At 70.7% G+C, this 26,758-nt stretch carries 28 protein-coding genes; 10 read left to right on the forward strand and 18 right to left on the reverse strand.

What is annotated here, in order from left to right; genetic code table 11:
- Positions 1-64: 64 nt before the first annotated feature.
- Together RQG84_RS10405 and sigK are read right to left on the reverse strand one after the other, a co-directional pair.
- Positions 65-769 carry an anti-sigma factor domain-containing protein gene (locus RQG84_RS10405; protein ID WP_055968339.1) on the reverse strand — a complete coding sequence of 235 codons (705 nt, stop codon included), beginning with the start codon at positions 767-769 and terminating at the stop codon, positions 65-67.
- A complete protein-coding gene (gene sigK, locus RQG84_RS10410) occupies positions 766-1,362 on the reverse strand; it encodes an ECF RNA polymerase sigma factor SigK (protein ID WP_055968337.1) in 597 nt (198 codons plus the stop codon). The genes RQG84_RS10405 and sigK overlap by 4 nt, the downstream gene beginning before the upstream one ends.
- A 149-nt stretch (positions 1,363-1,511) precedes the next feature.
- Here sigK and RQG84_RS10415 point away from each other — a divergent pair, with 149 nt between their 5' ends.
- From RQG84_RS10415 to RQG84_RS10425, 3 genes are read left to right on the forward strand one after another with little or no spacing between them, the layout of a single operon-like run.
- On the forward strand, positions 1,512-2,198 hold the full coding sequence (locus tag RQG84_RS10415) for an alpha/beta fold hydrolase (RefSeq protein ID WP_311209982.1): 687 nt from the start codon (positions 1,512-1,514) through the stop codon (positions 2,196-2,198).
- Between the two features lies 1 nt (position 2,199).
- Positions 2,200-2,565, forward strand: coding sequence for a hypothetical protein (locus tag RQG84_RS10420; RefSeq protein ID WP_055968332.1), 366 nt, complete (start codon positions 2,200-2,202; stop codon positions 2,563-2,565).
- A complete protein-coding gene (locus RQG84_RS10425; RefSeq protein ID WP_311209983.1) occupies positions 2,558-2,992 on the forward strand; it encodes a hypothetical protein in 435 nt (144 codons plus the stop codon). The genes RQG84_RS10420 and RQG84_RS10425 overlap by 8 nt, the downstream gene beginning before the upstream one ends.
- Here the strand turns inward: RQG84_RS10425 and RQG84_RS10430 are convergent.
- From RQG84_RS10430 to RQG84_RS10460, 7 genes are all read right to left on the reverse strand, one after another.
- Entirely contained in the window at positions 2,962-3,783 is an 822-nt protein-coding gene (locus tag RQG84_RS10430) for a hypothetical protein (RefSeq protein WP_311209984.1), read from the reverse strand. The two genes, RQG84_RS10425 and RQG84_RS10430, sit on opposite strands and share 31 nt — an antisense overlap.
- 31 nt (positions 3,784-3,814) lie before the next feature.
- Complete coding sequence (cobA, locus tag RQG84_RS10435) at positions 3,815-4,999, reverse strand: uroporphyrinogen-III C-methyltransferase (protein WP_311209985.1); 1,185 nt, start codon at positions 4,997-4,999, stop codon at positions 3,815-3,817.
- Between the two features lie 2 nt (positions 5,000-5,001).
- Complete coding sequence (locus RQG84_RS10440) at positions 5,002-6,294, reverse strand: GTP-binding protein (RefSeq protein WP_311209986.1); 1,293 nt, start codon at positions 6,292-6,294, stop codon at positions 5,002-5,004.
- Positions 6,294-7,232 (reverse strand): sulfate adenylyltransferase subunit CysD, encoded by a 939-nt coding sequence (cysD, locus tag RQG84_RS10445; protein ID WP_056573172.1) that lies wholly within the window; start codon positions 7,230-7,232, stop codon positions 6,294-6,296. The genes RQG84_RS10440 and cysD overlap by 1 nt, the downstream gene beginning before the upstream one ends.
- Positions 7,233-7,269: 37 nt before the next feature.
- On the reverse strand, positions 7,270-8,094 hold the full coding sequence (locus RQG84_RS10450; RefSeq protein WP_311209987.1) for a phosphoadenylyl-sulfate reductase: 825 nt from the start codon (positions 8,092-8,094) through the stop codon (positions 7,270-7,272).
- Positions 8,095-8,156: 62 nt separating this feature from the next.
- Positions 8,157-9,404, reverse strand: a complete 1,248-nt coding sequence (locus RQG84_RS10455) for an MFS transporter (protein WP_311209988.1) — start codon at positions 9,402-9,404, stop codon at positions 8,157-8,159.
- Positions 9,401-9,982, reverse strand: a complete 582-nt coding sequence (locus RQG84_RS10460) for a helix-turn-helix domain-containing protein (RefSeq protein WP_311209989.1) — start codon at positions 9,980-9,982, stop codon at positions 9,401-9,403. The genes RQG84_RS10455 and RQG84_RS10460 overlap by 4 nt, the downstream gene beginning before the upstream one ends.
- A 104-nt stretch (positions 9,983-10,086) precedes the next feature.
- Here RQG84_RS10460 and RQG84_RS10465 point away from each other — a divergent pair, with 104 nt between their 5' ends.
- Positions 10,087-10,707 (forward strand): L-threonylcarbamoyladenylate synthase, encoded by a 621-nt coding sequence (locus RQG84_RS10465; RefSeq protein WP_311209990.1) that lies wholly within the window; start codon positions 10,087-10,089, stop codon positions 10,705-10,707.
- On the forward strand, positions 10,704-11,417 hold the full coding sequence (locus tag RQG84_RS10470; protein WP_311209991.1) for an alpha/beta fold hydrolase: 714 nt from the start codon (positions 10,704-10,706) through the stop codon (positions 11,415-11,417). The genes RQG84_RS10465 and RQG84_RS10470 overlap by 4 nt, the downstream gene beginning before the upstream one ends.
- Here the strand turns inward: RQG84_RS10470 and RQG84_RS10475 are convergent.
- From RQG84_RS10475 to RQG84_RS10495, 5 genes are read right to left on the reverse strand one after another with little or no spacing between them, the layout of a single operon-like run.
- Positions 11,403-12,554, reverse strand: coding sequence for an MFS transporter (locus tag RQG84_RS10475; protein WP_311209992.1), 1,152 nt, complete (start codon positions 12,552-12,554; stop codon positions 11,403-11,405). The two genes, RQG84_RS10470 and RQG84_RS10475, sit on opposite strands and share 15 nt — an antisense overlap.
- 34 nt (positions 12,555-12,588) lie before the next feature.
- Entirely contained in the window at positions 12,589-13,506 is a 918-nt protein-coding gene (locus tag RQG84_RS10480) for a DNA-3-methyladenine glycosylase 2 family protein (protein WP_311209993.1), read from the reverse strand.
- Positions 13,499-14,104: a DUF1992 domain-containing protein gene (locus RQG84_RS10485; RefSeq protein ID WP_257727435.1), complete on the reverse strand. Its 606-nt coding sequence runs from the start codon at positions 14,102-14,104 to the stop codon at positions 13,499-13,501. Before RQG84_RS10485 ends, RQG84_RS10480 begins: the two co-directional genes overlap by 8 nt.
- Before the next feature lie 57 nt (positions 14,105-14,161).
- Complete coding sequence (gene glpK, locus RQG84_RS10490) at positions 14,162-15,682, reverse strand: glycerol kinase GlpK (RefSeq protein WP_311209994.1); 1,521 nt, start codon at positions 15,680-15,682, stop codon at positions 14,162-14,164.
- Between the two features lie 37 nt (positions 15,683-15,719).
- Positions 15,720-16,442 (reverse strand): MIP/aquaporin family protein, encoded by a 723-nt coding sequence (locus RQG84_RS10495; RefSeq protein WP_255353967.1) that lies wholly within the window; start codon positions 16,440-16,442, stop codon positions 15,720-15,722.
- A gap of 240 nt (positions 16,443-16,682) precedes the next feature.
- Here RQG84_RS10495 and RQG84_RS10500 point away from each other — a divergent pair, with 240 nt between their 5' ends.
- Positions 16,683-16,958 carry a hypothetical protein gene (locus RQG84_RS10500; protein WP_156364793.1) on the forward strand — a complete coding sequence of 92 codons (276 nt, stop codon included), beginning with the start codon at positions 16,683-16,685 and terminating at the stop codon, positions 16,956-16,958.
- Positions 16,959-16,978: 20 nt separating this feature from the next.
- Here RQG84_RS10500 and RQG84_RS10505 read toward each other — a convergent pair whose 3' ends face one another.
- On the reverse strand, positions 16,979-18,250 hold the full coding sequence (locus RQG84_RS10505; RefSeq protein WP_257727433.1) for an HNH endonuclease signature motif containing protein: 1,272 nt from the start codon (positions 18,248-18,250) through the stop codon (positions 16,979-16,981).
- A 229-nt stretch (positions 18,251-18,479) separates the two neighbouring features.
- Positions 18,480-19,211: a hypothetical protein gene (locus tag RQG84_RS10510; protein ID WP_055968301.1), complete on the reverse strand. Its 732-nt coding sequence runs from the start codon at positions 19,209-19,211 to the stop codon at positions 18,480-18,482.
- 1,608 nt (positions 19,212-20,819) lie between these two features.
- Between RQG84_RS10510 and RQG84_RS10515 the strand changes: the two genes are divergently transcribed.
- From RQG84_RS10515 to RQG84_RS10530, 4 genes are all read left to right on the forward strand, one after another.
- On the forward strand, positions 20,820-21,545 hold the full coding sequence (locus RQG84_RS10515) for a transglutaminase family protein (RefSeq protein ID WP_055968299.1): 726 nt from the start codon (positions 20,820-20,822) through the stop codon (positions 21,543-21,545).
- Positions 21,546-21,733: 188 nt separating this feature from the next.
- The gene (locus tag RQG84_RS10520; RefSeq protein ID WP_055968297.1) at positions 21,734-22,801 is read left to right on the forward strand and encodes a BtrH N-terminal domain-containing protein; all 1,068 of its coding nucleotides are present in this window, start codon (positions 21,734-21,736) and stop codon (positions 22,799-22,801) included.
- A 137-nt stretch (positions 22,802-22,938) separates the two neighbouring features.
- Positions 22,939-23,394: a PaaI family thioesterase gene (locus RQG84_RS10525; RefSeq protein WP_055968624.1), complete on the forward strand. Its 456-nt coding sequence runs from the start codon at positions 22,939-22,941 to the stop codon at positions 23,392-23,394.
- A gap of 106 nt (positions 23,395-23,500) precedes the next feature.
- A complete protein-coding gene (locus RQG84_RS10530; protein ID WP_311210128.1) occupies positions 23,501-24,106 on the forward strand; it encodes a lysophospholipid acyltransferase family protein in 606 nt (201 codons plus the stop codon).
- A 44-nt stretch (positions 24,107-24,150) separates the two neighbouring features.
- Here RQG84_RS10530 and RQG84_RS10535 read toward each other — a convergent pair whose 3' ends face one another.
- Positions 24,151-25,353, reverse strand: coding sequence for an NAD(P)/FAD-dependent oxidoreductase (locus tag RQG84_RS10535; protein WP_055968294.1), 1,203 nt, complete (start codon positions 25,351-25,353; stop codon positions 24,151-24,153).
- A complete protein-coding gene (locus tag RQG84_RS10540; RefSeq protein WP_055968293.1) occupies positions 25,350-26,738 on the reverse strand; it encodes a cytochrome P450 in 1,389 nt (462 codons plus the stop codon). Before RQG84_RS10540 ends, RQG84_RS10535 begins: the two co-directional genes overlap by 4 nt.
- Positions 26,739-26,758: the final 20 nt, after the last annotated feature.

Raw genomic sequence — 26,758 nt, forward strand, 5'->3', positions numbered from 1 at the left:
GAACGTCATCGTGACGTACCGCGCCGACCGGCCGACCGCCAGGGTCGAGCAGGGGCGTCGAGCCTCAGGCGTCCATCTCGGCGACCGGGTCGGTCGTCGGGGCCGGCGACCCTCCGTCGGGCTCGACGGTGACGGCGAACGCGTCGGCACCGCTGATCGACTTCGCGTACATCATCCCGGCACCGCGTCCGAGGACGCCGACGGAGCGCGGGATCCCGTCGTGCATCGCCCAGACCTGGTAGACGTGGTCGTCGTCGAGCGTCTCGAGATCGGTGCCCATGACGACGGCCGCGTCGTGCGACGGGGAGGCGACGATGCGCATCGTGCCCCCGGTGCGCACGCTCCCGTCCAGCATGGTCGCGTCGTCGGCCACCATGACCGCGCTGATGCCTGCGGTGTCGGCCCGCAGCTCCTCGGCCCGGTCGTGCTCGACGAGGTACCCACCGACGGACACCGCGGCCACCAGGAAGGATGCCGCGACCAGCAGACGGGGCACGGCTCGCCGCACCCGGCTGTGCTGGGCGATCGACGTGACCACCGGCCGCTCCTGGGCGGTGGTGGCCACCTCGGCCAGGAGCCGGTCGCGCAGGGCGAGCGGCGGACTGTCGGCCTCGGCCTCGGCCAGGCGTGCAGCGGTCAGGTGGAAGCCGCGGAGCTCCTGCCTGCACTCGGCACACTGGTCGAGGTGGGCCTCGAAGCGGCCCCGCTCGTGGGGGTCGAGGGCGTCGAGCGCGTACGGCGCGGCGAGTCCGTGCAGATCGGTGGTCATGAGGCCTCCACCCCGAGGCAGTCGCGCAGGCGGATCAGCCCGTCGCGCATGCGGGTCTTGACGGTGGCCGGGTTGGCGTCGAGCACCTGGGCGACCTCCGCGTACGTGTATCCCTGGTAGTACGCGAGGTTGACGGCCTCGCGCTGCAGGTCGGTGAGTCCCTCCAGGCAGCGACGCACCTGCTCGTGCTCCAGCCGCACCGTGACGGTCTCGAGCACCTGGTCGTGGTCGACGCCGGGGGACCAGTCGTAGCTGTTCTCGCGGTTGGTGGCGGCCTGGTCGTGCCGGACGGCGTCGACCGCGCGGCGGTGGGCCAGCGTCAGCACCCAGCTCTTGGCACTGCCACGGGCCGGGTCGAAGCGGGCGGCGGTCTGCCAGACCTGGAGGAAGACCTCCTGGGCGACCTCCTCGGCCCGCGCGGGGTCGCGGATGACCCGGCGGGCCATCCCGAACACGGTGGCACCCAGGGCGTCGTAGAGAGCGGCGAAGGCCGTCTCGTCCCCTCGTGCGACGAGGACCAAGAGGTCGTCGGGCTCGACGGGTTCCTGGGACTCGGGAACGGCGGCGAGCCGATCGGCTGCTGACTGGCTCATGCGCGACTCCTTCCCGAACAAGCTTCTACGTGCCATTCGCGGCTGCCTTCGAGTCGGATGGGTGGTGCAGGGGAGGAGTTCTCACAACATCCTAGGCGGGACCCTCTGCTCGCCCTGCGACCGTGGTCCCGCTGTGCCACCGTGGTCGCATGGACGCCGAGCAGCGATCGGGTCGCCTGGACGACGTGCACGTCCCCCAGCGGCCGAGGGCCGTCGTGCTGATGCTGCACGGAGGCCGGCAGCAGAGCGAGGAGCCGGTGCGCAACCGGCACGCGAGCTGGTGGCGGATGGCCCTGCTGTCGAAGGCGTTCGCGCGCACCGCTCGCCGTGAGCACCTGGCGGTGCACCTGCTGCAGTACCGCGCACGCGGATGGAACGACGCGGCCCGCCCGTGGCCCGTGGCCGACGCGCGCTCGGCTCTCTCCGAGCTCCGCGAGCGGCACGGCGACCTGCCGGTCGTCCTCGTCGGGCACTCGATGGGTGGGCGCACCGCGTGCCGCGCGGCCGACGACCCCTCGGTGGTCGGTGTCGTGGCCCTGGCGCCGTGGCTGCCGCAGGGTGAGCCCGTGGGCGCGCTCTCCGGACGTGCCCTGCACGTCCTGCACGGCACGATGGACCGGTGGACGTCGGCACGGCTCAGCGCCGACTACGTGGAGCGTGCTCGACGGGTGGCCACCGAGGCCACCTGGGAGTCGCTCGCCGGCGCCGGGCACTACATGTTCCGGCGGGTGCGGGCCTGGAACGCGTTCGTGGAAGACTCGGTCCTGCGGATCGTCGGCGCACGGGCGGACGGCCGCCACGACCACGACGACGACGCCACCAGAGGACCAGCCTGACGTGACCGACACGATCGCCTACGGCGTGGCACTCCTCGCGACCGTGGTGGCCGTGTTCGCGGCGGGCCACACGGTCCGGGACGCCCCGTTCGGCAACCCGCTCTTCTACGCCGTCGCCGTGCTGGAGGCCGTGCTCCTCGTGGTGATGGTCGGGGCCTTCGTGGCGCTGGCCGGCACGGACCGCGACGTCGCGGGTGGGCTCTTCGTCTCCTACCTCGTGACCGTCGTGGTGATCCCGCCGGCGGCCGTCCTCTGGGGGATCGCCGAGAAGAGTCGCTGGGGCACGGGGGTCGTCGTGGTGGCGCTCCTGACCGTGGCCGCCCTCATGGTGCGGCTCCTGGGCATCTGGAAGGGAACCTATGTCTGAGTCGTCCGCCCCGTCGCCGGGTCGCACGTCCACCGGGCCGGGCCGCGCCCTCGTCGCCGTCTACGCGGTCTTCGCCGTCGCGGCCACGGCACGGTCGGTCTACCAGCTCCTCGTGAAGGCGGACGAGGCCCCGGTGGCCTACACCCTCTCCGCCGTCGCCGGCGGCGTCTACGTCGTGGCGACCGTGGCGCTCGCGACGGACCGGCACCGGCTGGCCGTCGCCGCCGTGGGCTTCGAGCTGGTGGGGGTGCTCGGCGTCGGTGTGCTGTCGCTCGTCGACGGTGCGCTGTTCCCCGACCAGACGGTGTGGTCCGACTTCGGTGCCGGGTACGGGTACATCCCCCTGGTGCTGCCGTTCGTGGGCCTGTGGTGGCTGCACCGCACCGCGGGCCAGGCTCAGTCCAGGCCGCAGGCCGACCGCACGTAGTCGAGGATCGCGGTCCGGCGCTGCCGGTCGAGCGGCAGGACGAAGGTGGTCCCGTCGGGCAGGCCGGGAGCGGAGACCTCGACGGGGACGAGGCGACCCACCTTGTCCTCGGCGATCGCGTGCGGGTCGCAGCGCGCCGGCTCGAGGACCAGGTCGGCGCGCACCGGAGCGCCACCGACCGCCACGTCGGTCGCGGACCCACGGGTGGGCCGGACGAGCGGCGTGGGGCGGTAGCCCACGATCCGGACCGCGCTCGCCCGGTCGCGCGGCGTGAGCGTGATCGGGACGCGCAGTGCACCACCGTCCTCCACCGGCAGGCCGACGTCCATCCGCGCGGCTCGTTCCAGCGTCGCGCGGGCGCAGTCGCCGTCCAGGACCCGCGTCACGGCCCCGTAGCGGTCCTCGACGGCGAGGGTGGATCGTCGTTCGCGCTCGTCACCGACCCGGTAGGTCAGGGTCACGGTGTAGCGCGTCGTGGCACCGCACCGCCCACGGGGGAGCGTGACGACCACGTCGGTGTCGTACCCCGCTCCCACCCTCTCGGTGCCGGTCCAGACGACGGCGCGGGAGCGGCTGGAGGTCAGCACCAGGTCGGAGACGACCAGGTCGCGGTCGCTGCGGTTGCTGATCCGCACGAACGCCCCACGGTCCTGGCGCTGCATGCGGCCCTGGTCGACGAGGGCGCTCACACCGTCGGGCAGTGGAGCGTCCTGCGGGCCCGGGCTGCAGGCCGGGAGCAGCGCGGCGAGCAGCGCGACGCCACCGACGACGGCGACGCGGGCGGACCTCATGCCGTCATCGTGACGTGTGGTGGGGGTCGTGTCAGGAGGGCCAGTCGGGGGAGAGCCGCACGACCTCGCCCACGACGGTGACGGCGGGGGAGCGTACTCCCCGCTGGACGCAGAGGTCGGCGATCGTGCCAAGGGTGCCGACGGTCGTGCGCTGGTCGGGGGCGAAGCCACGCTCGACCACCGCCACCGGTGTGCCGGGCGCGTGCCCCGCCGCGACGAGGCTGTGTGCGCTCTCGGCGAGCCGACGCACGCCCATGAGCATCACGATCGTGTGGCCCGGGGACACGGGCAGCTCCTCGAGCTCGTCGTGGGCCGTGACCACGCTGAACCCCGTGGCCACGCCGCGATGGGTCACAGGGATGCCGGCGGCAGCCGGGACGGCGATAGCGCTCGTGACCCCGGGGACGACCTCCACGGCCACCCCGGCGGCCTCGCAGGCCAGGCGCTCCTCGCCGCCGCGACCGAGCACGTAGGGGTCCCCGCCCTTGAGCCGCACGACGACCTTGCCGGCGCGGGCGTGCTCGACCAGGAGCCGGTTGATCTCGTCCTGCGGGACCGGGTGGTGGTCGGGCAGCTTGCCCACGTCGATCACCTCGACGTCGGCAGGCAGCTCCGCGAGCACGTCGAGCGGGGCGAGCCGGTCGACCACGACGACGTCGGCCTCGGCGAGAAGACGCCGTCCGCGCGTGGTCAGGAGGTCGGCGCTGCCGGGGCCCCCGCCCACGAGGGCCACGAAGCCCTCGGGGTGGTGGGTCCGGTGCCGCAGGGGGAGGTCGCCGGACTGCAGGGCCGCCGCGACGGCGTCGCGCAGCGTGGACGCTCGACGGGCGTCGCCACCGCCGCTGACCGCGACGTGCACGTCGTCGACCGCGGCGACCGCCGGCATCCAGGCGGTCGCCCCGTCGGGGTCGCCCCCCTTCAGGCACCACACGCGTGCCTGCTCGGCGTCGGCGGCCACCTGGTCGTCGACCGGACTGTCGGTGGCGGTCTGCACGAGCCAGGCGCCGTCGAGGTCGCCGGGGCGGTAGCCACGCTCGATCCAGGCCAGTCGGCCCTCGACCGCGAGCTCCCGGATGCGTGCGCTCACCGTGGGGGAGACCACCACGAGGTCCGCCTCGGCCGCCAGCAGGGCGTGGACTCGCCGGGTCGCCACGTTGCCGCCCCCGACGACCACCACACGGCGTCCCTCGGGGCGCAGGGTCAGCGGCAGCGGCATGATCAGACCGCGGCGGTCGCGAGCAACGCGTCGCCGACCATGCCGGCCGCCAGCGTCGTGCCGTCCTGGGCGTCGACGAGCAGGAACGAGCCTCCTGCACGGGCGTGCAGGTACTCCTCGGCCGGAATGGGTGACGCCAGCCTCAGGCGCACGTGGCCGATGTCGTTGAGCTCCAGGCGGTCGGCCGCGTCGAGGCTGGCGGTCTCGAGGTCGAGCCGGCCGGTGATCTCGGTGACCATCGCCTGCACCGTCCTGGTGCCGTGCTTCACGAGGACCTTCGTCCGCGGTGCCAGCGAGTGGTCGGCGAGCCAGGCGATCGTGCCGTCCACGTCCTGGGTGAGCGACGGGACGCTGCGGGAGGTGACGATGAGGTCCCCGCGCGCGACGTCGACGTCGTCGGTGAGCCGCAGGGTGACCGACTGCGGCGCGAACGCCTCCGTCAGCTCGCCGTCGGCCGTGTCGATGCCGGCGACGGTGCTCGTGCGGCCGCTCGGCAGCACCGTGACCGGGTCGCCCGGGCGGACGAGACCCGACGCGATCTGCCCCGCGTACCCGCGGTAGTCGCGGTGCTCCTCGCCGCCGGCCGCCTGGGGCCGGATGACGAGCTGGACGGGGAAGCGCAGGGGCTCGGAGTGCGGCTCGCCCGCGGGCGAGAGCGTCTCCAGGAACGTGAGGAGGCTCGGTCCGTCGTACCAGGGGGTGCGCACCGACCGCTCCACGACGTTGTCGCCGTCGAGGGCGGACACCGGGATCGTGGTGACGTCGGTGAGGCCCAGGGACGCCGCCGAGGTGACGACCTCGTGCGCGACCCGCTCGTAGGTGGCCTCGTCGAAGCCGACCAGGTCGATCTTGTTGACCACCACGACCACGTGCGGCACCCGCAGCAGCGAGGCGACCGCGAGGTGCCGACGGGTCTGCTCCTGCAGCCCCTTGCGGGCGTCGACGAGCAGCACCACGACGTCGGCGGTGCTGGCGCCGGTGACGGTGTTGCGCGTGTACTGCACGTGCCCGGGGCAGTCGGCCAGGATGAACGACCGCTCGGCGGTCGCGAAGTACCGGTAGGCCACGTCGATCGTGATGCCCTGCTCGCGCTCCGAGCGCAGGCCGTCGGTCAGCAGCGCCAGGTCGGCGGAGGCGAGGCCGCGGTCGCGGCTGACCCGCTCGACGGCGTCGAACTGGTCGGCGAGCACCGACTTGGAGTCGTAGAGGAGTCGACCGACGAGCGTCGACTTGCCGTCGTCGACGGAGCCGGCCGTGGCGAGCCTGAGCAGCGTCTTGGTGGGCAGCGTGCGCATCAGAAGTACCCCTCCTTCTTGCGGTCCTCCATGGCGGCCTCGGACGCGCGGTCGTCGGCCCGGGTGGCTCCGCGCTCGGTCAGACGCGTGGCCGCGACCTCGACGACGACGTCGTCGACGGTGGCGGCGTCGCTCTCGACCGCACCGGTGCAGGACATGTCGCCGACGGTGCGGTAGCGCACCAGACGGCGCTCGACGGTCTCGCCGGGCCGCGGCTGCGAGACGTCGCTGACGCTGACGAGCATCCCGTCGCGCTCGAAGACGTCGCGCTCGTGGGCGTAGTAGAGCTCCGGCAGCGCGATGTCCTCGGCGGCGATGTACTGCCAGACGTCGAGCTCGGTCCAGTTGCTCAGCGGGAAGACCCGCACGTGCTCACCCGGACGGTGGCGGCCGTTGTAGAGGTTCCACAGCTCGGGGCGCTGGTTGCGGGGGTCCCACTGGCCGAACTCGTCGCGCAGGCTGAACACCCGCTCCTTGGCGCGGGCCTTCTCCTCGTCGCGACGGCCGCCGCCGAAGACCGCGTCGAACTTGTGGTCCGTGATCCCGTCGAGCAGCGGCTGGGTCTGCAGCTGGTTGCGGGTGCCGTCGCTGCGCTCGCGAAGACGGCCGTCGTCGATGTAGTCCTGCACCGACGCGACCTCGAGGCGCAGGCCGAGCCGCTCGACCGTCGCGTCGCGGAACGCGAGCACCTCGGGGAAGTTGTGCCCCGTGTCGACGTGCATGACCGGGAAGGGCACCGGCGCCGGCCAGAAGGCCTTGGTGGCCAGGTGCAGCATCACGACCGAGTCCTTGCCGCCGGAGAAGAGCAGCACGGGCCGCTCGAACTCCGCCGCCACCTCGCGGATGATGTGGATGGCCTCCGACTCCAACCAGGAGAGCTGGTCGAGCCGGTAGGTCGGGCGGCCGGCCGTGCCGGGCGCGTCGTCGACGACGGTCATGCGTTCCTTCTCGATCTCGGCGGTCGTGCGGGGGTGCTCACGTGTGCAGGCCGCACTCGGTCTTGTCGACGCCGGCCCAGCGGCCGGCGCGGGGGTCCTCGCCCGGGGCGACCCGCCGGGTGCACGGCGCGCACCCGATGGAGGGGTAGCCGTCGTTGACGAGCGGGTTGACGATCACGTCGTGCTCGTCGGCGTAGGCGAGCACCTCGTCGAAGGTCCACGCCGCGAGCGGGTTGACCTTGACCAGCTGGTTCTTCTCGTCCCAGGTGACGAGCGGCGTGTCGGCACGCGTCGGGCCCTCGTCGCGGCGGACGCCCGTGATCCACACCTCGTACTCGCCGAGGGTGCGGGTGAGCGGCTCGACCTTGCGCAGGTGGCAGCAGAGGCCCGGGTCGCGGGCGAACAGGTACTTGCCGTGCTCGGCGTCCTGCTCGGCCACGCTCTGGCGCGGCATGACGTCGACGATCGTGAGCTCCATGGACGACTCGACGGCGTCGCGGGTGCCGATCGTCTCGGCGAAGTGGTACCCGGTCTCGAGGAACAGCGTGTCGACCCAGGGCAGGTGCTGCGCGACCACGTGGGGGAGCACGGCGTCGGCCATGGAGCACGCGACTGCCGTGCGGTAGCCGAACTCCTCCGCGACCCAGGCGAGCACCGCGCGGGTGCCGTCCGGGCCGGCCGGCTGGTCGGCGAACCGGGCCTCGGCCTGCTCGGCGACGGCGCGCAGGGTGGCCGGGTCGCGTCGCGGGCCGAGCACGGCCTCGCGGGTGCGGTGGTGCTCCACGCGGGCCTCGTCGTGGGCGACCTGACGGGCGCGACGCTCGGCGAGCGTCGGTCCCGCGGGCGGGATGGTCTCGGACATGGTCCCAGCGTAGGCGGGGGTCCCGAGCGGTGAGAGCGGTCGCCGCATCGTGGACAGGTGCGCTAGGACACCTCGACGGGTGCGCGGTCCATGGCCCGGAAACGACGGTCCACGACCGGTGCCAGCGTGGTCACGAGGTAGAGCGCGCCGGCCACCAGGAAGGCGGCCCGCAGGTCCAGCAGGGCGAGCAGCGCGCTGCCCACGAGACCCCCGAACGGCATCAGGCCCCAGGCCACGGCGGTCGACATCGCGCCGACCCGGCCCACGAGGTGCCGCGGGATGCGCTCGAAGAACACGGCTCCCACGACCGGGTTGAGGAACCCGGAGGCGAGTCCGGCCACGGCCATGACGACCACCGGTGCCGAGGTGACGTCGGACCAGGCGAGCACGGCGAACCGGGGCAGGCCGCACAGCACGAACGCGACGACGTAGACGGCGAACCGCGGCATCCGGTCGGCCCACGCGGCTGCCACGAGCGAGCCGACGACCGACGTCCCCGCCATGACCGCGAGCAGCAGTCCCACCGCGCCGACCCCGGAGCCGGTCTCGACGGCCCAGACGGGCAGGAGGACCGCGGTGAACGCGACGTCCAGCAGGTTGGTGAACGCGATCATGACCGTGAGCGCCAGGATCACGGGGTCGCGGCGCAGGAACTGCCACCCCGCACGCAGCCGCGCGAGGTAGGAGTCGGGGTCGACGTCGGCCGGCACGCCACCGCCGACCGAGCGGGCTCCGAGGCCCAGGACGAGCGCCGCGAGCGCGAGCCCCGCGGCGTTCACCGCCAGGGCGTCCGCGGCGCCCACGAGGGCGACCAGGCCCGCTGCCAGGGCCGCACCCACGAGGCTCGAGGTGCGCTCGACCGTGGACGCCAGCCCTGTGACGCGTTCCATGGGCTGTCGCGTGGACTCCGCGAGCACCGGGACGAGGCTGTGCCGGGCGGCGTCGGCCGGACCGCGCAGGGCGCCGGTGGCGGCGACGAGCACGAGGAGTGTGGGGAAGGAGAGCGCGTCGAGATGGTGCAGCGCGGGGATGGCGGCGACCGTGAACGCGCTCGCGGCGTCGCAGCCGACCGCCACGCGTCGGGCACCGAGGCGGTCGATGGCCGGCCCCGACAGCACCTTCGCCACCACGAGGGGAGCGAGCTCGGCGAAGGCCACCACGCCCGCTGCGGTGGGGGAGCCCGTGGTGGTGAGGGCGAGCCAGGGGAGGGCGACCGCCGCCAGCCGCGTCCCGGTGAGCGCGAGAGCGTCGGCGAGCAGCCATGCTGCCAGGACCCTTCGACCCCGATCGGTGAGCAGACGCCCGGTCACGCCCCGGTCACGCTCCCGGGCCAGGGGTTGGCGTGCAGGCGCACGACGACGGGGCGGGCGTCGGGGTGGTCCTCGTCCTGCACCTCCTCGAGCACCGCCTCCAGCCGTTCGACGAGCCGCTGGGCGGTCTCGGGGCGCAGGCGCCGCACGTAGTCGCTCAGGGTCGAGGCCGAGCGCCAGGCCTGGGGCAGCAGAGAGAACTCCTCGACGGCGCGCTGCATCTGCTCGGCGTGCACGACCGCGACCGCCTGGGCGAAGGCGTCGACGGCTGCGAGCTCGTCGGCGTCGCGGGGACTGCCGGTCGACGTGCTGCGGTGCGAGGCGCGCCACCGCCGGGTCCGGGCGTCGACGTCGTCGCCGGCGTCCTCGACGAAGCCGTGCACCGCGAGCTGGCGCAGGTGGTAGGAGGTCGCTCCCGACGACGTCCCGGTCCGCGCGGCGAGCTCGGACGCGGTGGCGGGTCCCTCGAGCCGCAGCAGGCCGAGCAGTCGGAGGCGCAGCGGGTGGCTGAGGGCTCGCAGTCCCGTCGGGGACGGGGTGACGCTGTCGGCGGTCGGGGCGTCGTGCTCGTCGATCATGATGCGAGCCTAGATCACAAAGAACTCTTTGCAAAGATCTCTTGGCGATCGTGGTCGCCATGACGGGGGGTGACCGGACGCCACCGGGCTCGTAGGGTCGACCCATGGCGCGCTACCTCGAGATCCACCCCGAGAACCCCCAGCCCCGAGCGGTCGAGCAGGCCACCGCGATCCTGCGCGACGGCGGGCTGATCGCCTATCCGACCGACTCCGGCTACGCCCTCGGCGCAGCGCCCGGGAACCAGGAGGCCCTGGACCGGATCCGCAGCATCCGTCGGCTCGACGACAAGCACCACTTCACGCTCGTGTGCAGGGACTTCGCCCAGCTCGGCCAGCTGGTGCACGTCGACAACGCGATCTTCCGTGCCGTCAAGAGCGCGACGCCCGGCCCGTACACGTTCATCCTGCCGGCCACCCGCGAGGTTCCCCGGCGGATGCTGCACCCCAAGAAGAAGACGGTGGGCGTGCGGATCCCCGACCACGTGGTCGTGCGCGCGCTCCTGGAGTCGCTGGGGGAGCCGATCCTGTCGAGCACGTTGATCCTGCCCGACCACGAGGAGCCCATGACCGAGGGCTGGCTGGTGAAGGAGGAGCTGGACCACCTCGTCGACGCAGTGGTGGAGTCCGGCGACGTGGTCGCCGAGCCCACCACGGTGGTCGACTTCGTGGACGGCGTCCCCGAGATCGTCCGCGAGGGCGCCGGCGACCCCGACCGCTTCCGATGAGCGGACCGGCCACCTTCGTCCTCGTCCCCGGCGCGGGCGGGGCACCGTGGGGCTGGAGCCGACTCACCCCGTTGCTCGAGGCCGCCGGCCACCGGTGCGTGGTCGTCGACCTCCCCGGTCCGGACCCGACGGTCGACCTCGACGGCTACGTGGCGCTGGTCGTCGACGCCATCCACTCGGCGCGGGAGACGCCTGGACCCGTGGTGCTCGTCGGTCAGTCCTTCGGCGGGTTCAGCACGTCGGCGGCCGCCGCGCGGGAGCCGGTCGACCAGCTCGTGCTGCTGAACGCGATGATCCCGGCCCCGGGCGAGTCCGGTGGCGCGTGGTGGTCGGCCGTCGGCCTCTCGGGCGCTCGGCGCGAGGCCGAGGCGGCGGCCGGCCGCGATCCCCAGGCTCCTTTCGACCCGCTCGCGGTCTTCTTCCACGACGCCGCCGACGACGTGCTGACCGAGGCCGCCGACCAGGACCGCGACGAGTCCGACGCCTCCTTCGGGTCCGTCTGGCCGGCCGACGCCTGGCCCGACGTCCCGACGGTCGTGCTCGTCGCCGACGACGACCGGCTCTTCCCGCCCGACTTCCAACGACGCGTCGCACAGGAGCGGCTCGGCCTGGGGGTGACCGAGGTGCCGGGCGGTCACCTCAACGCCCTGACCCGCCCGAGCCAGCTCGCCGAGGAGCTGGTGAGGATCGCCCGCTCAGCGGGTCGCTGAGGTGCGTCGGCCGGCGAGGGCGACGAGCGCGGAGGCCGCGGTGAGACCGGCGAGCAGCAGCATCGTCTGGGTGCCGTCCAGCCACGACAGCAGCAGGGTCGCGAGGTACGGCGCGGCGAAGCCGACGTACGTGAGGCTGTAGAACACCGCGTTCACGGTGGCCAGGTCCCGTGCCGGGGTGATCGTCTCGACCGTCCGGAGTCCGGCCACCAGGACGAAGCCGTAGGCCGTGCCCAGCAGCATGCAGGCCGGGACGACCAGCCAGGACGCGCCGGTGGTGGCGGCGAGCGCCCCCACGCCGAACCCGGCCACACCCGCTCCCATGCCCACCGCGAGCGTGACGCCGGTGGCGAGCCTGCGGCCGTACGGCTGCAGCGCGACCCCGGTGCCGAGGGTCAGGAAGACGAGCGCCCCGACCAGCGCGTAGGCCGGGCCGGGGACGTCGACGACCGCCGGCAGCGTGGCGAAGGCGAGGGTCGCGGTGCCGAACACCCACGGGGCCGTCGGCACGACCTGGGTCAGGAACCGGCGCGAGCCGAGCACCTGTCGCAGGGTCGCGGCGTCGGGATCGCTGGTGGCGACGTCGTCCGGATCGGGCTCCGGCGCCGGACGCAGGAGCACCGCGACCGCGACGGTGAGCACCAGGTGCGGCACGTACGGCAGCAGCGTGGGCGCCGGTGCCCACTGCGCCAGCGCCCCGGTGACGAGCGGACCGGTGCCGAAGCCGGCCGACAGCGCGATCGCCGCCCGGCGCGCACCGGTGCCGGGCGCGGCGTCGGACAGCTCCTTGACCCACGCGGTGCCGGGCGCGAACGCGGCGCCGCTCGCGACCCCGGCCAGGAGGCGACCGACGAGCAGCAGGGTGAGCGAGTGCCCGCCCACCATCAGGACGACGGTGGCGACGAAGGACAGCACGAGCACCGGGCGCAGGACGCGGCCGCGTCCGATCCGGTCCGAGACCGGGGCCACGAGCAGCAGGGCGGGGACCAGCCCCACCGCGTAGGCGCCGAACAGCGCGGTGACCTGACCGGCGGTGGCTCCGTCGACGTCGCGGTACACGGGCAGCAGGGCGGCGAACTGGTTCGCGCCCCATCCCACGGCGAAGAGCGCGAGCGCGGCTCGGAACCAGGACGGCACGGCGCCACGCTACGCGCGGCGTCGGCGAGATCCCTCAGCGGGCGCGGTGGTCGACGCGCGACATGCGGGCCCCGTGCCGCTCGACCCGGACGTGCGGGCTCAGCTGCATGAGGCGCAGCGCCAGGAAGCGGTGGGGCCGGAACGGCTCCAGCACCTCCGCCACCTCGTGGTCGTGCTCGAGCCGGTGACCGAGCAGGGCCGTCCCGACGGTGCTGGCCAGGTGGTAGTCGCCGAACGGCACCGCGTCGGTGTCGCCGAAGGCCCGCGAGCCGACCTCGGCCGCGGTCCACACGCCGACTCCTGGCAACGACCGCAGGGCGGCCGAGGCGTCGGTGGGCTCGCGGTCGGCGAGTCGCTCGAGGGACTCGCCCAGACGCGTGACGGCCTGCACCGTCCGGTACCGCTTGGGGTCGACCCCGGCGCGGTGCCACTCCCACGAGGGCAGCGCCGCCCATGCCTCGGCCGTCAGCGGCAGCCGCATGCCCGATGGCGCCGGACCCGGCGGGACCTCCCCGTGCCGTGTGAGCAGCTGGCGCCACGAGAGGAAGGCGTCGGCACCCAGGACCTTCTGCTCGATGATCGCCGGGACGAGCGCCTCGACCACCCGGCGGGTGCGGGGCACCCGGAGCCCGGGGTGTCGTCGATGGGCGTCGGCGACCACGGGGTGGGCCAGGGGAGGGCGGTGCGGCTGGTCCCCGCCGAGGCACGCGGGCAGCTCGTCGAGCACCTCTGTCGCGCCCGGGCCCCAGGCCGCGGCCTCCACGACGTGAGCGTCCAGCTGGCGCAGGTGGAGCGTGGCCGGGCCCGACGGCGGGCGCGTGGCGCGCCAGATCTCGGCACCCCGGCCGCGGAAGGCCGGGTCGGCGGGGCCGCGACGCAGGGTCGACAGCGTGCGCCAGACGTCGAGGGGTGCGGTGCTGCGCCAGGTGCGGCCCAGCCCTTCGTCAGTCACGCGCACCGCCGCGTCGGGCCCGGAGCCGATCGCGCCACGACACCCGCCGGGGCGGGGGAGGGGAGGGGCGTGCCGCAGCACGCCGGCGCAGGCGCTCGCGCCAGGCCCGCACCTCGTCGTCGACGTCGCGGGTCGCGGTGATGACCGGCGGACCGCCCTGGAGCTGGCGTCGTGCCTCGACGACGCGACGGTTGAAGTCCGCGAGCATCTCGCGGACGCGTTCCTCCGAGCCAGTGGAGTCGAGGAGGTCGTCGAGCTCGGCGTCCTCCTTGCGCAGCGCCAGGGCGGGCGGCAGGACGCCGGAGACGTTCTCGCGCTCGATCAGCTGCTTGAGCCACCAGTCGGGATCGTGGCGGAAGACCCGGGGCGGCAACGGCTTGCCGGACAGCGGCAGGTCGTCGAAGTCGCCGCGTGCGATCGCGGCGCGGATCTGGCCGTCGACGTAGAGAGCCTGGTCCTCGGGGCGCCGCCCGCGTGCGGGTGCCGCGCCCTCGTCGACCTCGTCAGCGGCATCCGGGTCGGGAGCGCGCGACGTGTCGGGCGCCGGGTCGTCACCGAGGCGGTAGTGCGCCGCTCGGCGTCGCGGGTCGTCGGACATCGTTCCTCCTGCCACCACTCTAGGCAGGAGGAACGACACCGGCCGCTCGGCCGATCCTCAGTCGACGTCGTCGTCGACCCAGTCGAGGGTCTTGGTGACGGCCTTCTTCCAGCTGCGGTAGTACTTCTCGCGCTCGTCCTCGGGCATCTGCGGCGTCCAGCGCTTGTCCTCGCCCCAGTTGGTGCGGATGTCGTCCTCGTTCTCCCAGTAGCCGACGGCCAGACCCGCGGCGTACGCAGCGCCGAGCGCGGTGGTCTCGGCGACCTTCGGGCGCACGACGTCGACGCCGAGGATGTCGGCCTGGAACTGCATGAGGGTCTCGTTGACGACCATGCCGCCGTCGACGCGCAGCTCGGTGAGCGGGACGCCGGAGTCGGCGTTCATGGCGTCGAGCACCTCGCGCGTCTGGTACGCCGTGGACTCCAGCACCGCCCGGGCGATGTGGCCCCGGTTCACGTAGCGCGTCAGGCCCACCAGGGCGCCGCGTGCGTCGGGGCGCCAGTGCGGGGCGAACAGGCCCGAGAACGCCGGCACGAAGTACGCCCCGCCGTTGTCGTCGACCTGCTTCGCGAGGTCCTCGATCTCGGGGGCGCTGCCGATGAGGCCGAGGTTGTCGCGGACCCACTGCACGAGGGACCCGGTGACCGCGATGGAGCCCTCGAGCGCGTACACCGTGGGCTCGTCGCCGATCTTGTAGCAGACGGTGGTGAGCAGCCCGTTCTCCGACGGGACGGCCTCGGTGCCGGTGTTGAGCAGCATGAAGTTGCCGGTGCCGTAGGTGTTCTTGGCCTCGCCCTTCTCCAGGCAGGCCTGCCCGAAGGTCGCGGCCTGCTGGTCGCCGAGGATGCCGGCCACCGGGGTGCCGTTGAGGATGCCGGGCTTGCACTCGCCGTACACCTCCGAGCTCGACCTGATCTCCGGCAGCATCGACAGCGGGATGCCCATGTCGGCGGCGATGCTCTCGTCCCACTCCAGGGTCTCGAGGTCCATCAGCAGGGTGCGGCTCGCGTTGGTGACGTCGGTGACGTGGACACCGTCGTTCTCCGCGCCGCCCGTGAGGTTCCACAGCACCCAGGTGTCCATGTTGCCGAACAGCAGCTCGCCGGCCTCGGCGCGTTCCTGGGCACCCTCGACGTGGTCGAGGATCCATCGCACCTTGGGCCCGGAGAAGTAGGTGGCCAGGGGCAGCCCGACCGTCTCCTTGTAGCGGTCGAGCCCGCCGTCGGCGGCGAGCCCGTCGACGATCTTCTGGGTGCGGGTGTCCTGCCAGACGATCGCGTTGTAGATCGGCTGTCCGTTGGACTTGTCCCACACGAGGGCGGTCTCGCGCTGGTTGGTGATGCCGACCGCGGCGATGTTCTTGCTGTTGAAGTTCGCCTTGGCCAGGGCTCCGCCGATGACGTCACGCGTGTTGGTCCAGATCTCGAGCGCGTCGTGCTCGACCCACCCGGCGCGCGGGAAGATCTGCTCGTGCTCGACCTGGTCGACGGCCACCACCGATCCTGCGTGGTCGAAGATCATCGCGCGGGTCGAGGTGGTGCCCTGGTCGATGGCGAGGACGTACGTGTTGTCGGCCATGCTCGAATCTCGATTCTGTGTGGGGTCGGGGTGCGGGTCAGACGTAGTTCGCGGCGGCGGCCAGGAGGCCTCCGAGGATGCCACCGATGGCGGGTCCGACGACAGGGATCCAGGAGTAGGACCAGTTGCTGTCGCGCTTGTCCTTGATCGGCAGGACGAAGTGGGCGATGCGCGGGCCCAGGTCGCGCGCCGGGTTGATGGCGTAGCCCGTGGGACCGCCGAGGCTGGCGCCGATGCTGACGACGAGCAGCGCGACGGCCAGGGGGCCGAGCTCGGTGGGTGTCTTGCCGAACGCGATGATCACGAACACGAGGACGAAGGTGCCGATGATCTCGGTGATGAGGTTGGAGGACGTGCGCGCGATCTGCGGTGCGGTGCAGAAGACGCCGAGCTTGTCGTCCGGATCGCTCTCCGGGGCGTCGAACTGGTCGCGGTAGGCCAGCCAGCACAGCGTGGCGCCGAGGAAGGCGCCGAGCAGCTGGGCGGCGAGGTACACCAGCACCTTGACGGCGGTGTTGCCGCCGAGGTCGTCGCCGGACGCGACGAGACCCAGTGTCACGGCGGGGTTGATGTGCGCGCCGGACTTGTAGGCGACGTAGACGCCGGCGAACACCGCCAGGCCCCAGCCGAAGCTGACCATCAGGAAGCCGCCGGCGTTGCCGTTCGTCTTGGCCAGCGCGACGTTCGCGACGACGCCGCAGCCGAGCAGCAGGAGCGTGGCGGTGCCCATGACCTCGGGCAGGAAGATGTCTGTGAGCACGTGGTCCCCCCGGCCGACCCGACAGACTCGTAGCCCGCTCGGTGCGGACGTCCCCCGAGACGCCTCGGTCGGTGTGGGTCGAGCCTATCGTGACCCCCGTCACATCGCGGTGTGGGTGCGGCGTCGCCGGGACCGGGAGGATGTTCCAGGTCAGGGAGTCGAGCCGTCGGGTCGTGACCTCCGGGGTTGCGCGCTCGTTGGGGGTGATGACATCGATCGGGGGTCGCGAGGAGGTCGTCGGTGCCCGTCCTGACCTTCGACATGCCTGCGGACTCCGGGGCGAGCCTGTGCGTGTCGACGCGACTGCTCGTGCGGGCCCCCGAGGTCGAGCTGTGCTGGCTCGAGGGTGACGAGGGCGTCCTGGTGCTGCGCCTGGAGTGCGACGAGAGCGACGTCGCGGTCCTTCGGCACCACGTGCTGACGGCTCACCCAGCAGTCGTGGACGCGGCGTCGCCGGGGGAGGGTCCTCCGGCACGTCCCGAGGCGCGGCGCGGCGTCGGTCGGCATCGGCGCTGACGTCGGCTGTAGACGCCTCGTCAGGCGGCGACGTACTCGAAGGCCCCCGTGGCTGGGTAGTGCTCGGCGAGCACGACGACGGGTTCGGTCCTCCTCGTCCAGGCGCGGGTGAAGGCGGTGCGTCCGGGCACGGCGCGTGTGGGCAGGTGCCATCGGGTGGTGCCGTCCTCGTCGTGGTCGACGGGGAGTGCTCCGCGGGTCTTGAGTCCGTGGTGGGGGCGACATCGTGGGTGGAGGTTGCCTGCGGTGGTGGGTCCGCGGTCTGGGTGGTCGGGGTCGAAGGGTTGCTGGTGGTCGAGGTCGCACGCTTCTGCTGGTTTGTCGCAGGTGGGGATGTCGCAGACGCCGTCGACGAGCTCGAGGGCGCGGCGGAGTGGGGCGGTGGGGAAGCGGCCGAGCTCGGTGACGTCGAGGATGCCGCCGGCCTCGTCGGTCAGGAGGCGACTGAACAGCGTGCCGGGCTGCGTGGCGAGCTCGCGGACCAGTGTGGGGTCGATGGCGTGCTGGCCGTCGCCGGTGACGGCGGGTTCGTCGTCCAGGCCCAGCAGGGTGGCCAGGGAGACGGTGATCCCGACGTGGAACCGGCCCCGGCCGGGGGCGTCCGCGGTGCGACCCAGGAGCCGGTCGGTCAGGACGTCGGCGCGGGCCTGGGACAACCGTCGGTCGTCGTCGGGGTCGTCGGCACGTTGCGCTTTGGCGGCCAGGGACAGCTTGCGCTCGATCAGCAGGGCGTCGTGGGTCGGGATGAACGCCTGGAGCAGGCTCATCCCGTCGTCCATCGCCGTGATGGTCACGTGGCGCTGGGCGGTCGCCTCGCGGCGGCGCCGTGCAACGTTCTCGGCCTCGACCCGTGCCACGAACCGGCGCAGCCAGCCCTTGAGCTGGGACAGCGTGTGGGTCGTGGCGTAGGGGACCACGGACTCGTCGAGCAGCTCCACCGACGCGACCTCGTGCAGGCGCCACCGGGCCGAGGCGATCGCGCGGGCCTTCGCCCGATCGAGCTCACCGTCGCTGTGGGCGGCCCACACCGTCGGCAGGCCCGCCGTGAGGGTCCTGGTCGTCGCGACCAGGTGCGCGACGAATCCCGACGCGACCTCGAGCTCGACCGCGACCTCCAGGATCGCGACCTGGCGGGCGTCCTCGGCCGAAGCAGCGCTCCGCCCGGCCGCGACCGCGTCGGACCGACGACCCTCCACGAACGCCAGCACCGTCGCAGCCTGCGCAGCCTCGGCCCGCCACAGCACCCGCGACGCATCCGTCGCGAGGCCGAGGAGAGAGTCCGTCGAGGTCATGTAACGAACATAGATTCGACGTCCGACACCGAGTTTCGCCGCGTTCGCCTCGGTGCCAAAAGCATCGGGGGGAGTGGAGCTACCCGTCCGCGCTTCTCAGGCTCACGTCGAGGCGGGTCATGAGTCGGGCGACCGGAGTGCGACCCGTCGGCGCCGGGGGATAGCGGCGCAGGATCGCCACGAGCGCGGGGGAGACGAGGCGTCGGGTGTCGTCGCCGCGGGAGTCGACTCAGGCGTCCTCGGCCGAGGTCGAGGCGCGCTGCTCCACGGCGATGAAGACCTTCACGCTGTCGTACGTCGCCACGTCCGTCGGTGCGAGACGCACGTCGGCCTCGCTGCGAGCCGCTAGACGTGTCGGCTCGCCGACAGGGGAGACCGTGAGAGCTTGTTGCGACTCCCCCTCGGCGGGGCGGTTCCAGGTGATCCCCACGAGGCGGACCACGTAGTCGCTTCTGCCGGGATTGCTCACCCTGGCCGTGCGAGCCTCGTACGGACGGTCGACCGGCTCTCCCTGGGCATCCAGGAAGTCGACCTCGGGATAGGCCGTCCCGGCGTCCTCGGCGGTGCGCATCCCTTCGACCGTGACCTCGACGTCCTCCACGTCGCCGGACCCGGGGCCCTCGAAACGCAGGATGTCGAGCACCTCGTAGTTCGCCGGCGCGACGACCAGACCTCGATCGCTTCCGAACACCGTGGTCACCGAGACATCGGTCATCGGCTCCGAGTCCGAGTCAAGTGCCACGAAGGACAGGGTCGGAGCTGCGGAGAGGGTCCTGGACGTGTTGGTGATCGTGAGCGTCTGGTCGATCGTTCCCTCGTCGGAGACGCCGGAGTAGGCGAACCGCAGGTCGACCGCATCGTCTGCGGGCTGGTTGGTGGAGCTCTCACTCGGGTCGTTCGACCCGGTGCAGCCGGCGAGGGCGAGCGACAGCAACGCGACGGTGATCGTTGTCCTGAACATCGTGCGACTCTAGAGGCCGGATCGTCCCTCGGCTCGCCTGGACGGAGCGAGCACGGCTTCGCTGGGTGGTTCGGGTGCGCCCGGGAGTGGAGGAGCGCACTTGACAGTTGACAGATGGGTTGTCACTTTTGCCAGGGTTCTGTCGTCCGAGTTCCCCGCAGTGACGTCTAGACCCCGACTCCGCGATTGTCAGATTGGTTGTCACGGATCGCTGGACCAGCGGGTCTGGGTCAAGTTTGTCACTTAATTTGTCGCGTCTGGGCGCGTCCAGACGGAGGGTTGGGTTACGACCACCATTGAGGCGCTGATCCAACCGTGAATCGCCTAGCGAGGTGCCACTCGTCATGCTGGTCGGGAATGTCGCGTTCGCTGAACTCGCGAGGCGGTTCGACGGACAGGCGGCTGTCTAGCCGAGATGCTCGGGCACTGGCGTCGATAGGAAGCTGAAGATTGAGATCGATCTTCCGTGCTCGAAGGAGAGGGTCCCCCTCACCGGGGTCAAGTACGTGTTCCCCGCGAAGACGGAGTTCTCCCGGACCGCTGACTGCGACACTTGAAGTACTCGAACGCCACGGGACCTCTCGATGAACCTGCCCCGGCTTGGCGACATTCACAACATAGGGAGCGCGTTCGGTAGTGAACTGGAGAGCCATCACGTCGGCGTTGCCAGACACCAGTACCCGCAACCACGTCGGCTCGGGAGATGGACCGTCAAAGTGCTTTCGAACCGCATTCCACCAGTTCGCCGGTTCGACGCCCGAGGTACTTCCGATGCGCCGACGACGCTCGTCGAGGCCGATGACCCAGAGAATCGATTCACCGCCAGCAGCGTTCGCGTGGCCGGCGATACGGCGAGCAACATCATGATTAGCGGATGGCCATAGGGCCTTGAGTTCGATGCGGTCGTCTTCGACTTGTCGGCCCGCGATTACGGCTTCAACGATGGCACCGACGCGAGCCTCCAACATCTGCAACTCCATAACGGTCAGGTCTAGCAGATGAAGGACCCGGTGACTGGTGCCGCGTTTGGCGGCATAGTTCGCGTCCTGAGCCCTCGCGATGGCTCCTGGGCGTCGCTGCGCGCTAGTCCCAGCAGGGGGCACCGCTTACTCGATGCCCTTGACGCCGATGAAACGATCGATCGCATGGCCGTTTGCGACGCGCCCTGCCCCAGAGCGTGACGCGAGCGCGGTCTTCCGACATGCGCGGAGAGGAGAGCGGGCCGTACGCGCGGCGGTTCGCGTTGTGCGGAGCGCTGGCGCGGGCCGCTGCGACCGGAACAGAATCAAAGCTATGTCGCTTCGTTGACAAAAACTGTAAGTTGTCACACCATGGCAAGGGTGTGCTGATGTGCAGACAACTGGGCATCGCACTGTCAAACCCAATCTCGTGTTGGTGCGACCTGTCCTCTCGGAAGCTAGACGTCCGGGGGCGAGTGGCAGCAGCGACCTGGACCGCGGCGAAAGGACACCTGATGCCGAGCCTCCCGTCGGTGAGCGGCGTTCGCGTTGCTCCTGTCCGTCGACGAGGCTTGCGCGACGATGACCTGGCCTCGGTCACGTACTCATCCGTCACGGCCGTCGGGCCCATGAGCAGTGCGGAACACAGATGAGTCAGTCGCCGGCAGCCTTTCTCGACGCGACGGAGTTCCTCGATATCGAGCACGCAGCTGTCCGCGAGTTCACTGCAGCTTCGATCGAGGGCGCGAGAACCGACCGTGAGAAGTCGGTTCGCCTCTTCACCGCAGTCCGCGATCAGATTTGGTACGACCCCTACTCGGCGTCGGAAGACCCTGCTCACTACCGAGCGAGCTTCGTCCTAGAAGCAGGGCGTGCCTATTGCGTTCCGAAGGCGGTGCTGCTGACCGCGGTGTGCCGGGCCGCCGGGATCCCGGCTCGGCTTGGCTTCGCCGACGTCCGTAATCATCTGCAGACTGACTCGCTGCGCAGCCTCATGAGCGGGTCGGACTTGTTCGTCTATCACGGTTACAGTTCACTGTTCATCGACGGCAGGTGGGTCAAGGCGACGCCGGCGTTCAACACCGAGCTGTGCGCCCGATTCGGAGTTCCCCCGGTCGAGTTCGACGGCGAGCACGACGCGCTGATGCACGCCTTCACCGCCGATGGAACCCAGCACATGGAGTACGTCCAGGATCGCGGCGTCTTCGACGACCTGCCGCTGACCGACATCCTGACGGAGCTTCGTCGTTCCTACGGGTCGCTGATGGTCGCCTCCGCGGAGCGCGTGACGGATGAGTTCACCGATCCTCCAGCCACGAGCGCGTCGTCCGATGACAGTTCACGTCCTCTTGACTCGCCGGCAGATCGCCGATGAGCACGACCGCTGCCGGGTTGCTCGGCCACGACCGCCGCCGGGTCACTCGGCGCAAGGACCCCGCCACCCCATCCGTCATGCCCAGTCCGCGGCTCAGCTGAATGTGAGGCCCGCGGCACCTCTTCGCCGCGAAGCCTGAGCCGCCTCCTTCTGCCCCTGACCTACCGAGATCTGCCAAAGGACGTCACATGTCAGACACCGCGCTCATCCAGGACTACCCCCACCAGATGGGCGGCCACTGTGGCTCTGGTGCTCTGCGCGACCTGCTGCACTGGAACGGGCTGGGATGGGAGGGCCCGCCACGCGAGGGCCTGGTCTTTGCGCTCGGCGGTGCTCTGGGTTTGTCGTACGTGCGATCGAGTGGCCTGATGCCTCCGGTCTACCTGGTGGGTCGGGGCTCAGACTTCGAGGTCGATCTCCCCGTGCGCCTGGGAGGGAAGGTCAAGGTCCTGACGACGGACGATCCCGAGGAGGGATGGACGTGGGTCCGCGACGAGGTCGACGCCGGCCGTCCCAGTCTTGTCTGGGGTGACATCGCCGAGCTCCCGTACCTGCGGGTCAAGCTCCAGATGAGCCGTCACGACATCGTGGTGATCGGCTACGACGAACGCCAGCGCGTGGCGTATGTGGTGGACAACGACCGGGCCGACGTTCAAGAAGTCCCACTCGAGGCCCTGGCGCGTGCGCGGTCGTCGAAGTCCTTCCCTGAGCCGACGCGCCACTGCACGTACCGGATCACTTGGCCTGAAGTGCTGCCCGAGCTTTCGGAGGTCGCGGCCGAAGCGTTCCAGCAGTCCGCATCGCGGATGAGCCACCCGTCGGGTCCGGGGATCATCGATCTCGCGGCGGCAGGCCACGGCGCCGAAGGCCTCGCCGGGGTGGCGCTGCTGGCCTCCGATGTGCAGACCTGGGTCGACCTTCCGGCCGACGAGCTCGAGGTGCTGCTGTTCAGCCTGAGCGCGTTCGTCGAGAAGGCCGGGACCGGGGGCGGACTGTTCCGCCGCTTGCTCGCCGACGGTTGTGAGGACGTCGCCCGATTGACCGGAGACGCTGCAACCGCTGACCTTGCCGAAGCGGCCAGCCGGTGCGCGCAGGCGTGGACGCAGACTGCGCGCGCCGCAGTGCAGCGCGACGTCGACACCCGAGCTCGCGCCGAGGCGGTCGCCGAGGCAGCCAGCGCCTTGCCCGACCTCGAGGCGAAGGTGGTCGAGTCACTGGAAGCGGCCGCCGAATCCTTGGCGGCTGCGGATCGTTGAGTGTTGAGGTGACAGGCGAGATGGACGTGCGGCGCCCTGGTGGCAGTGACCCGACCCTGAGTAGCGACGCTGAGATCCGAAGAGCGGACGCGGAGCTCTTCGCGCAGTGGACATCCCATCTCGCAGCTCAGGAGGCCGTGGCTATCGGCCAGACGCTGCCTCCTCATTCGCAGGAATGCGTCGGGTGCGGACCAGCCAATCCTGCAGGTCTCGGCCTGCAGGTGGTGCGCACGGCGGACGGGGTTGAGGCGGTCCACAGCTTTTCTGACGCTCACGTCGGTGCACCTGGCATCGCCCACGGAGGCGCTGTCGCGCTCGCTTTCGACGACCTGTTCGGCTTCACCCTCTACACCGTCGGTGCACTTGCAGTCACCCGCAGCATCACGGTCGAGTACCAGGCGCCTTTCCGTCTCCACCACCCGTACACGTTCCGCGCGCAGTTGAGAGAGCGGAACGGTCGACGGCTTCTCCTGCACGCTGAAGCGTGGGACAACGTTGGACGTATGGCGGGTTCGGCCACGGCGACCTTCGTGGTGGTCGGTGCTGGTCACTTCGCCTCAGGCGGGCAGCGGCCTGACGGAGAAGTCGATTAACGCCGGCCGGGCTGTGGTGACTCGATCGTTCGGTCCACGGTTCCCTCCGCGGTGGGGTGCAGCGTGGTGGACCGCGTTCCTGGTCTGTAAGCCCGTGCTACTGGTGGTGCGTCGTCGGGACTGGCGCGGCCTCGACAACATCCCCCAAGAGGGAGGCGTGGTGCTCGCCGTCAATCACGTCTCGGAACTCGATCCGTTGCTCGTGGCTGAAGCGGTGCTCGCCACGGGACGGACTCCGGCTTTCCTGGCCAAGAGCAGCTTGTTCGACAGCGCGATCGTGGGTCGGTGGTTCCGAGCCGCCGGGCACGTCCAGGTAGACCGCGACCATGGTCGCGGCGGATTCGATGCCGCCCTGGAGGCGCTTCGCGCGGGCACTCTCGTCGTGGTGTACCCGGAGGGGTCGATCACCAAGAACAACGACGGCCGTCTGATGGGGCTGAAGTCGGGAGCCGTGCGACTCGCGCTCGAGTCAGGTGCACCGCTGATTCCGGTGGCGCAGCTCGGAGCTCAGCAAGTCCTCCCGGCATACAGTCGACGGCCGCGGCTTTTCAAGCGGCCCGTGGTCACGATCGACGTCGGTCAGCCTCTGGGGTTGGACAACCTTCGCAGGCGCGGATCCGGGCCGGAAGTCGTGCAAATCGGGACCCGCCGCTTGACGAACATCCTGACGACCATGATCGAGGATCTCGTGCGAGGTCGGCGCCCCGTGTGAAGCCCTTTGGCGGGCGTCTGGCCGCTGAACGTCGGGGCGCCACCTCAACCGACGGACAGGCCGAGGAGCTCCTCCCGATGCACGGGAGTTCGCTGAGTGATGGCTCGTTTGCTGAACATGAAGTCGCGCGGCCGGTTGACGCAGTCGGCGGCGATGAGCTCGCCCTCGCGCAGGTAGAAGCAGGCGAAGTCGCGGTCGCACGCCGGGTCGCCGCTCAGGATCACCTCGTCATACCCAGTGTTGAGGCCGGCGATCTGGAGCTTGAGATCGTACTGATCCGACCAGAACCATGGCAGAGCGGCGATCTCCTTGGATTTGCCGCACATCGTCGCCGCAGCCACCTTGGCCTGCTCGCCCGCGCTCGACACTGACTCCAGACGAATCCGGCGGCCGTATCGGGCAATGTCGCCGCTGGCGCAGTCGCCAGCGGCCACGATGTCCGGATCGCTCGTGCGTGCTTGCGAGTCGATCAGGATGCCGTTGTCCACGGTCAGGCCTGCTGCTGCGGCAAGCTCGACGTTCGGTTCGACACCGATTCCGACGATGACCAGGTCGGCGGGGATCGATTCGCCCGTGGACAGGACCACCTCGCGGACCTGGACGTCGCCGGCGAGTGCGTGGACGAGAGCTCCGGTCCGGATGGTGACCCCCTCTTCGCGGTGGATGCGATCGAAGAACGCCGAGACTGCGGGCGCCGTGACGCGCTCGAGGACCCGCTCGGTGGCCTCCAAGACGGTCACCTCCAGACCGAGGGTCCGAAGCGAGGCGGCCGTCTCGAGTCCGATGTAGCCGCCTCCGACGATGACTGCGCGACGGGCAGTGGTGGCGGCGTCCCGGATCAGTTCGACATCGGCGGCTGTGCGCAGGTAGAAGACTCCCGCCAGATCGGCCCCTGGCGCCGGAAGTCGCCGGGCGCGAGCGCCGAGGCACAGCGCGAGCTTGTCGAAGGTCAGGGTCTGCCCGTTGCTCAGCCCAAGCTGTCCCGCCGAACGGTCGATCGCCTCGACCGTGACGTCCATCAGCTTGATGTCCTGCTTGGCGTAGAACTCGGAGCTTCGGATCGCTAGGTCTTCGAGCGTGCTCCTGCCGGAGAGGTAGGCCTTCGACAATGGGGGTCGTTGGTAGGGCAACGCCGACTCGTTGCCGATGAGGATGATCTCTCCGTCCCACTTCTCCTGGCGCAGACTGGCCGCGAGCTGTGCTCCGGCGTGGCTCGCCCCGACGATCACCGCTCGGGGCAGTGTCATGTGCTGGTCTTCGGTGTGAGCTGGACCATCAGCTTGCTGATGCCTCGCACGAAGTTCGACTGCACATATTCCGGTTCGCCGACGACCTGGATGTTCTCGAAGCGCGGCAGCAGCTCCTCCCAGAGGATCTTCAGCTGCAGCTCGGCCAACCGGTTCCCCATGCAGCGGTGGACGCCGAAGCCGAACGAGATGTGGTTGCGCGCGTTGGCTCGGTCGATGATCAGGTCGTCGGCGCGGTCGAACAGCGCCTCGTCGCGGTTTCCGGAGGCGTACCACATGACGACCTTGTCGCCCTTGCGGATGAACTGGCCGTTGAGCACGACGTCCTTCTTGGCGATACGGCGCATGTACGCGAGCGGGGTCTGCCAGCGGATGATCTCCGAGACCATGTTGGGAATCAGGTCGGGATTCGCCTTCAGCTTCTCGAACTGGTCGGGGAATCGGTTGAGCGCCAGGACTCCTCCGCTCATCGAGTTCCGGGTGGTGTCGTTGCCGCCGACGATCAGCAGCGTGAGGTTGCCAAGGAATTCCATTGGGCGATCGATCAGGTCCTTGGTGTCCTCGTTGCTCTGCAGCATCGTGATCAGGTCGAAGCCGGGAGCTTCGCCAGCGGCAGTCCGCGCGGCCTTGTCGCGCCAGAGGGCGCTCAAACCGAGCGCCGCGTCCCGCATGCCGCGAAACACCTTGTCGTTGTCGGAGGGGCCACCGTTGGCCTGCTCCATCGAGGACGCGAGGTCTGACCATTCGACCAGCTTGTGGCGCTGCTCGTAGGGAAAGTCCAGCAGCGTGGCAAGCATCCGCGCGGTGAGCTCGACCGAGACGTTGCTGACCCAGTCGAACGGTTGGTCCACGGGCAACTCGTCAAGGACCTCCTGGACGCGTGATCGGATGAGCCCCTCCATCTCGCGAAGATTCTTCGGGGCGACGACACCTTGGACAGCTGCTCGCTGGAGGTCGTGTCGGGGAGGGTCCATCGCGATGAACATCTCGACGTCGAGAAAACGCGGCGGCGTGCCGATGATGATGAACGGCTCGGCGGAGAAGGCGTCGTGGTTCTTGTCGACAGCCACGATGTCGGCGTGGCGGGTGACGGACCAGAACGGTCCGAACGGGCTGTTCGCCTGGTAGTGAACCGGAGCCTCCTTGCGCAGCCGCTCGAAGTAGGAGAGCCAGCGTCCCTGGCGGTACATGAACGGGTTGCTGACGTCGATGTCGGTCAGCTCCACGTCCTCCACCGGGGGGATCGGCTCCTCGACGAACATCTTCTGGCCGTTCGTGCCGGTCACCCAACGGCGGGTCTTGTCGTAGAGGTGCGCACCCTGGATCTGGCGGTCGACCGGGATGGTCGACTGGACCCTGGTGGAGATGGCTTCTGAGATCTTCATGGCGTGGCTTCCGTCTCTCT

This window comes from Aeromicrobium sp. WCS2018Hpa-31, assembly GCF_031843905.1.
Taxonomy (GTDB): Bacteria; Actinomycetota; Actinomycetes; order Propionibacteriales; family Nocardioidaceae; genus Aeromicrobium.

Excerpts from the sequence above, each read along its gene's own strand:
- RQG84_RS10485 (WP_257727435.1), bottom strand. The coding sequence starts at position 14,104 with ATGTCCGACGACCCGCGACGCCGAGCGGCGCACTACCGCCTCGGTGAC.
- RQG84_RS10440 (WP_311209986.1), bottom strand. The coding sequence starts at position 6,294 with ATGCGCACGCTGCCCACCAAGACGCTGCTCAGGCTCGCCACGGCCGGC.
- RQG84_RS10430 (WP_311209984.1), bottom strand. The coding sequence starts at position 3,783 with ATGAGGTCCGCCCGCGTCGCCGTCGTCGGTGGCGTCGCGCTGCTCGCC.
- RQG84_RS10520 (WP_055968297.1), top strand. The coding sequence starts at position 21,734 with ATGTCAGACACCGCGCTCATCCAGGACTACCCCCACCAGATGGGCGGC.
- RQG84_RS10405 (WP_055968339.1), bottom strand. The coding sequence starts at position 769 with ATGACCACCGATCTGCACGGACTCGCCGCGCCGTACGCGCTCGACGCC.
- glpK (WP_311209994.1), bottom strand. The coding sequence starts at position 15,682 with ATGGCCGACAACACGTACGTCCTCGCCATCGACCAGGGCACCACCTCG.
- RQG84_RS10415 (WP_311209982.1), top strand. The coding sequence starts at position 1,512 with ATGGACGCCGAGCAGCGATCGGGTCGCCTGGACGACGTGCACGTCCCC.
- RQG84_RS10450 (WP_311209987.1), bottom strand. The coding sequence starts at position 8,094 with ATGTCCGAGACCATCCCGCCCGCGGGACCGACGCTCGCCGAGCGTCGC.
- cysD (WP_056573172.1), bottom strand. The coding sequence starts at position 7,232 with ATGACCGTCGTCGACGACGCGCCCGGCACGGCCGGCCGCCCGACCTAC.
- RQG84_RS10460 (WP_311209989.1), bottom strand. The coding sequence starts at position 9,982 with ATGATCGACGAGCACGACGCCCCGACCGCCGACAGCGTCACCCCGTCC.
- RQG84_RS10425 (WP_311209983.1), top strand. The coding sequence starts at position 2,558 with ATGTCTGAGTCGTCCGCCCCGTCGCCGGGTCGCACGTCCACCGGGCCG.
- RQG84_RS10540 (WP_055968293.1), bottom strand. The coding sequence starts at position 26,738 with ATGAAGATCTCAGAAGCCATCTCCACCAGGGTCCAGTCGACCATCCCG.
- sigK (WP_055968337.1), bottom strand. The coding sequence starts at position 1,362 with ATGAGCCAGTCAGCAGCCGATCGGCTCGCCGCCGTTCCCGAGTCCCAG.
- cobA (WP_311209985.1), bottom strand. The coding sequence starts at position 4,999 with ATGCCGCTGCCGCTGACCCTGCGCCCCGAGGGACGCCGTGTGGTGGTC.
- RQG84_RS10470 (WP_311209991.1), top strand. The coding sequence starts at position 10,704 with ATGAGCGGACCGGCCACCTTCGTCCTCGTCCCCGGCGCGGGCGGGGCA.
- RQG84_RS10465 (WP_311209990.1), top strand. The coding sequence starts at position 10,087 with ATGGCGCGCTACCTCGAGATCCACCCCGAGAACCCCCAGCCCCGAGCG.
- RQG84_RS10510 (WP_055968301.1), bottom strand. The coding sequence starts at position 19,211 with ATGTTCAGGACAACGATCACCGTCGCGTTGCTGTCGCTCGCCCTCGCC.
- RQG84_RS10505 (WP_257727433.1), bottom strand. The coding sequence starts at position 18,250 with ATGACCTCGACGGACTCTCTCCTCGGCCTCGCGACGGATGCGTCGCGG.
- RQG84_RS10535 (WP_055968294.1), bottom strand. The coding sequence starts at position 25,353 with ATGACACTGCCCCGAGCGGTGATCGTCGGGGCGAGCCACGCCGGAGCA.
- RQG84_RS10515 (WP_055968299.1), top strand. The coding sequence starts at position 20,820 with ATGAGTCAGTCGCCGGCAGCCTTTCTCGACGCGACGGAGTTCCTCGAT.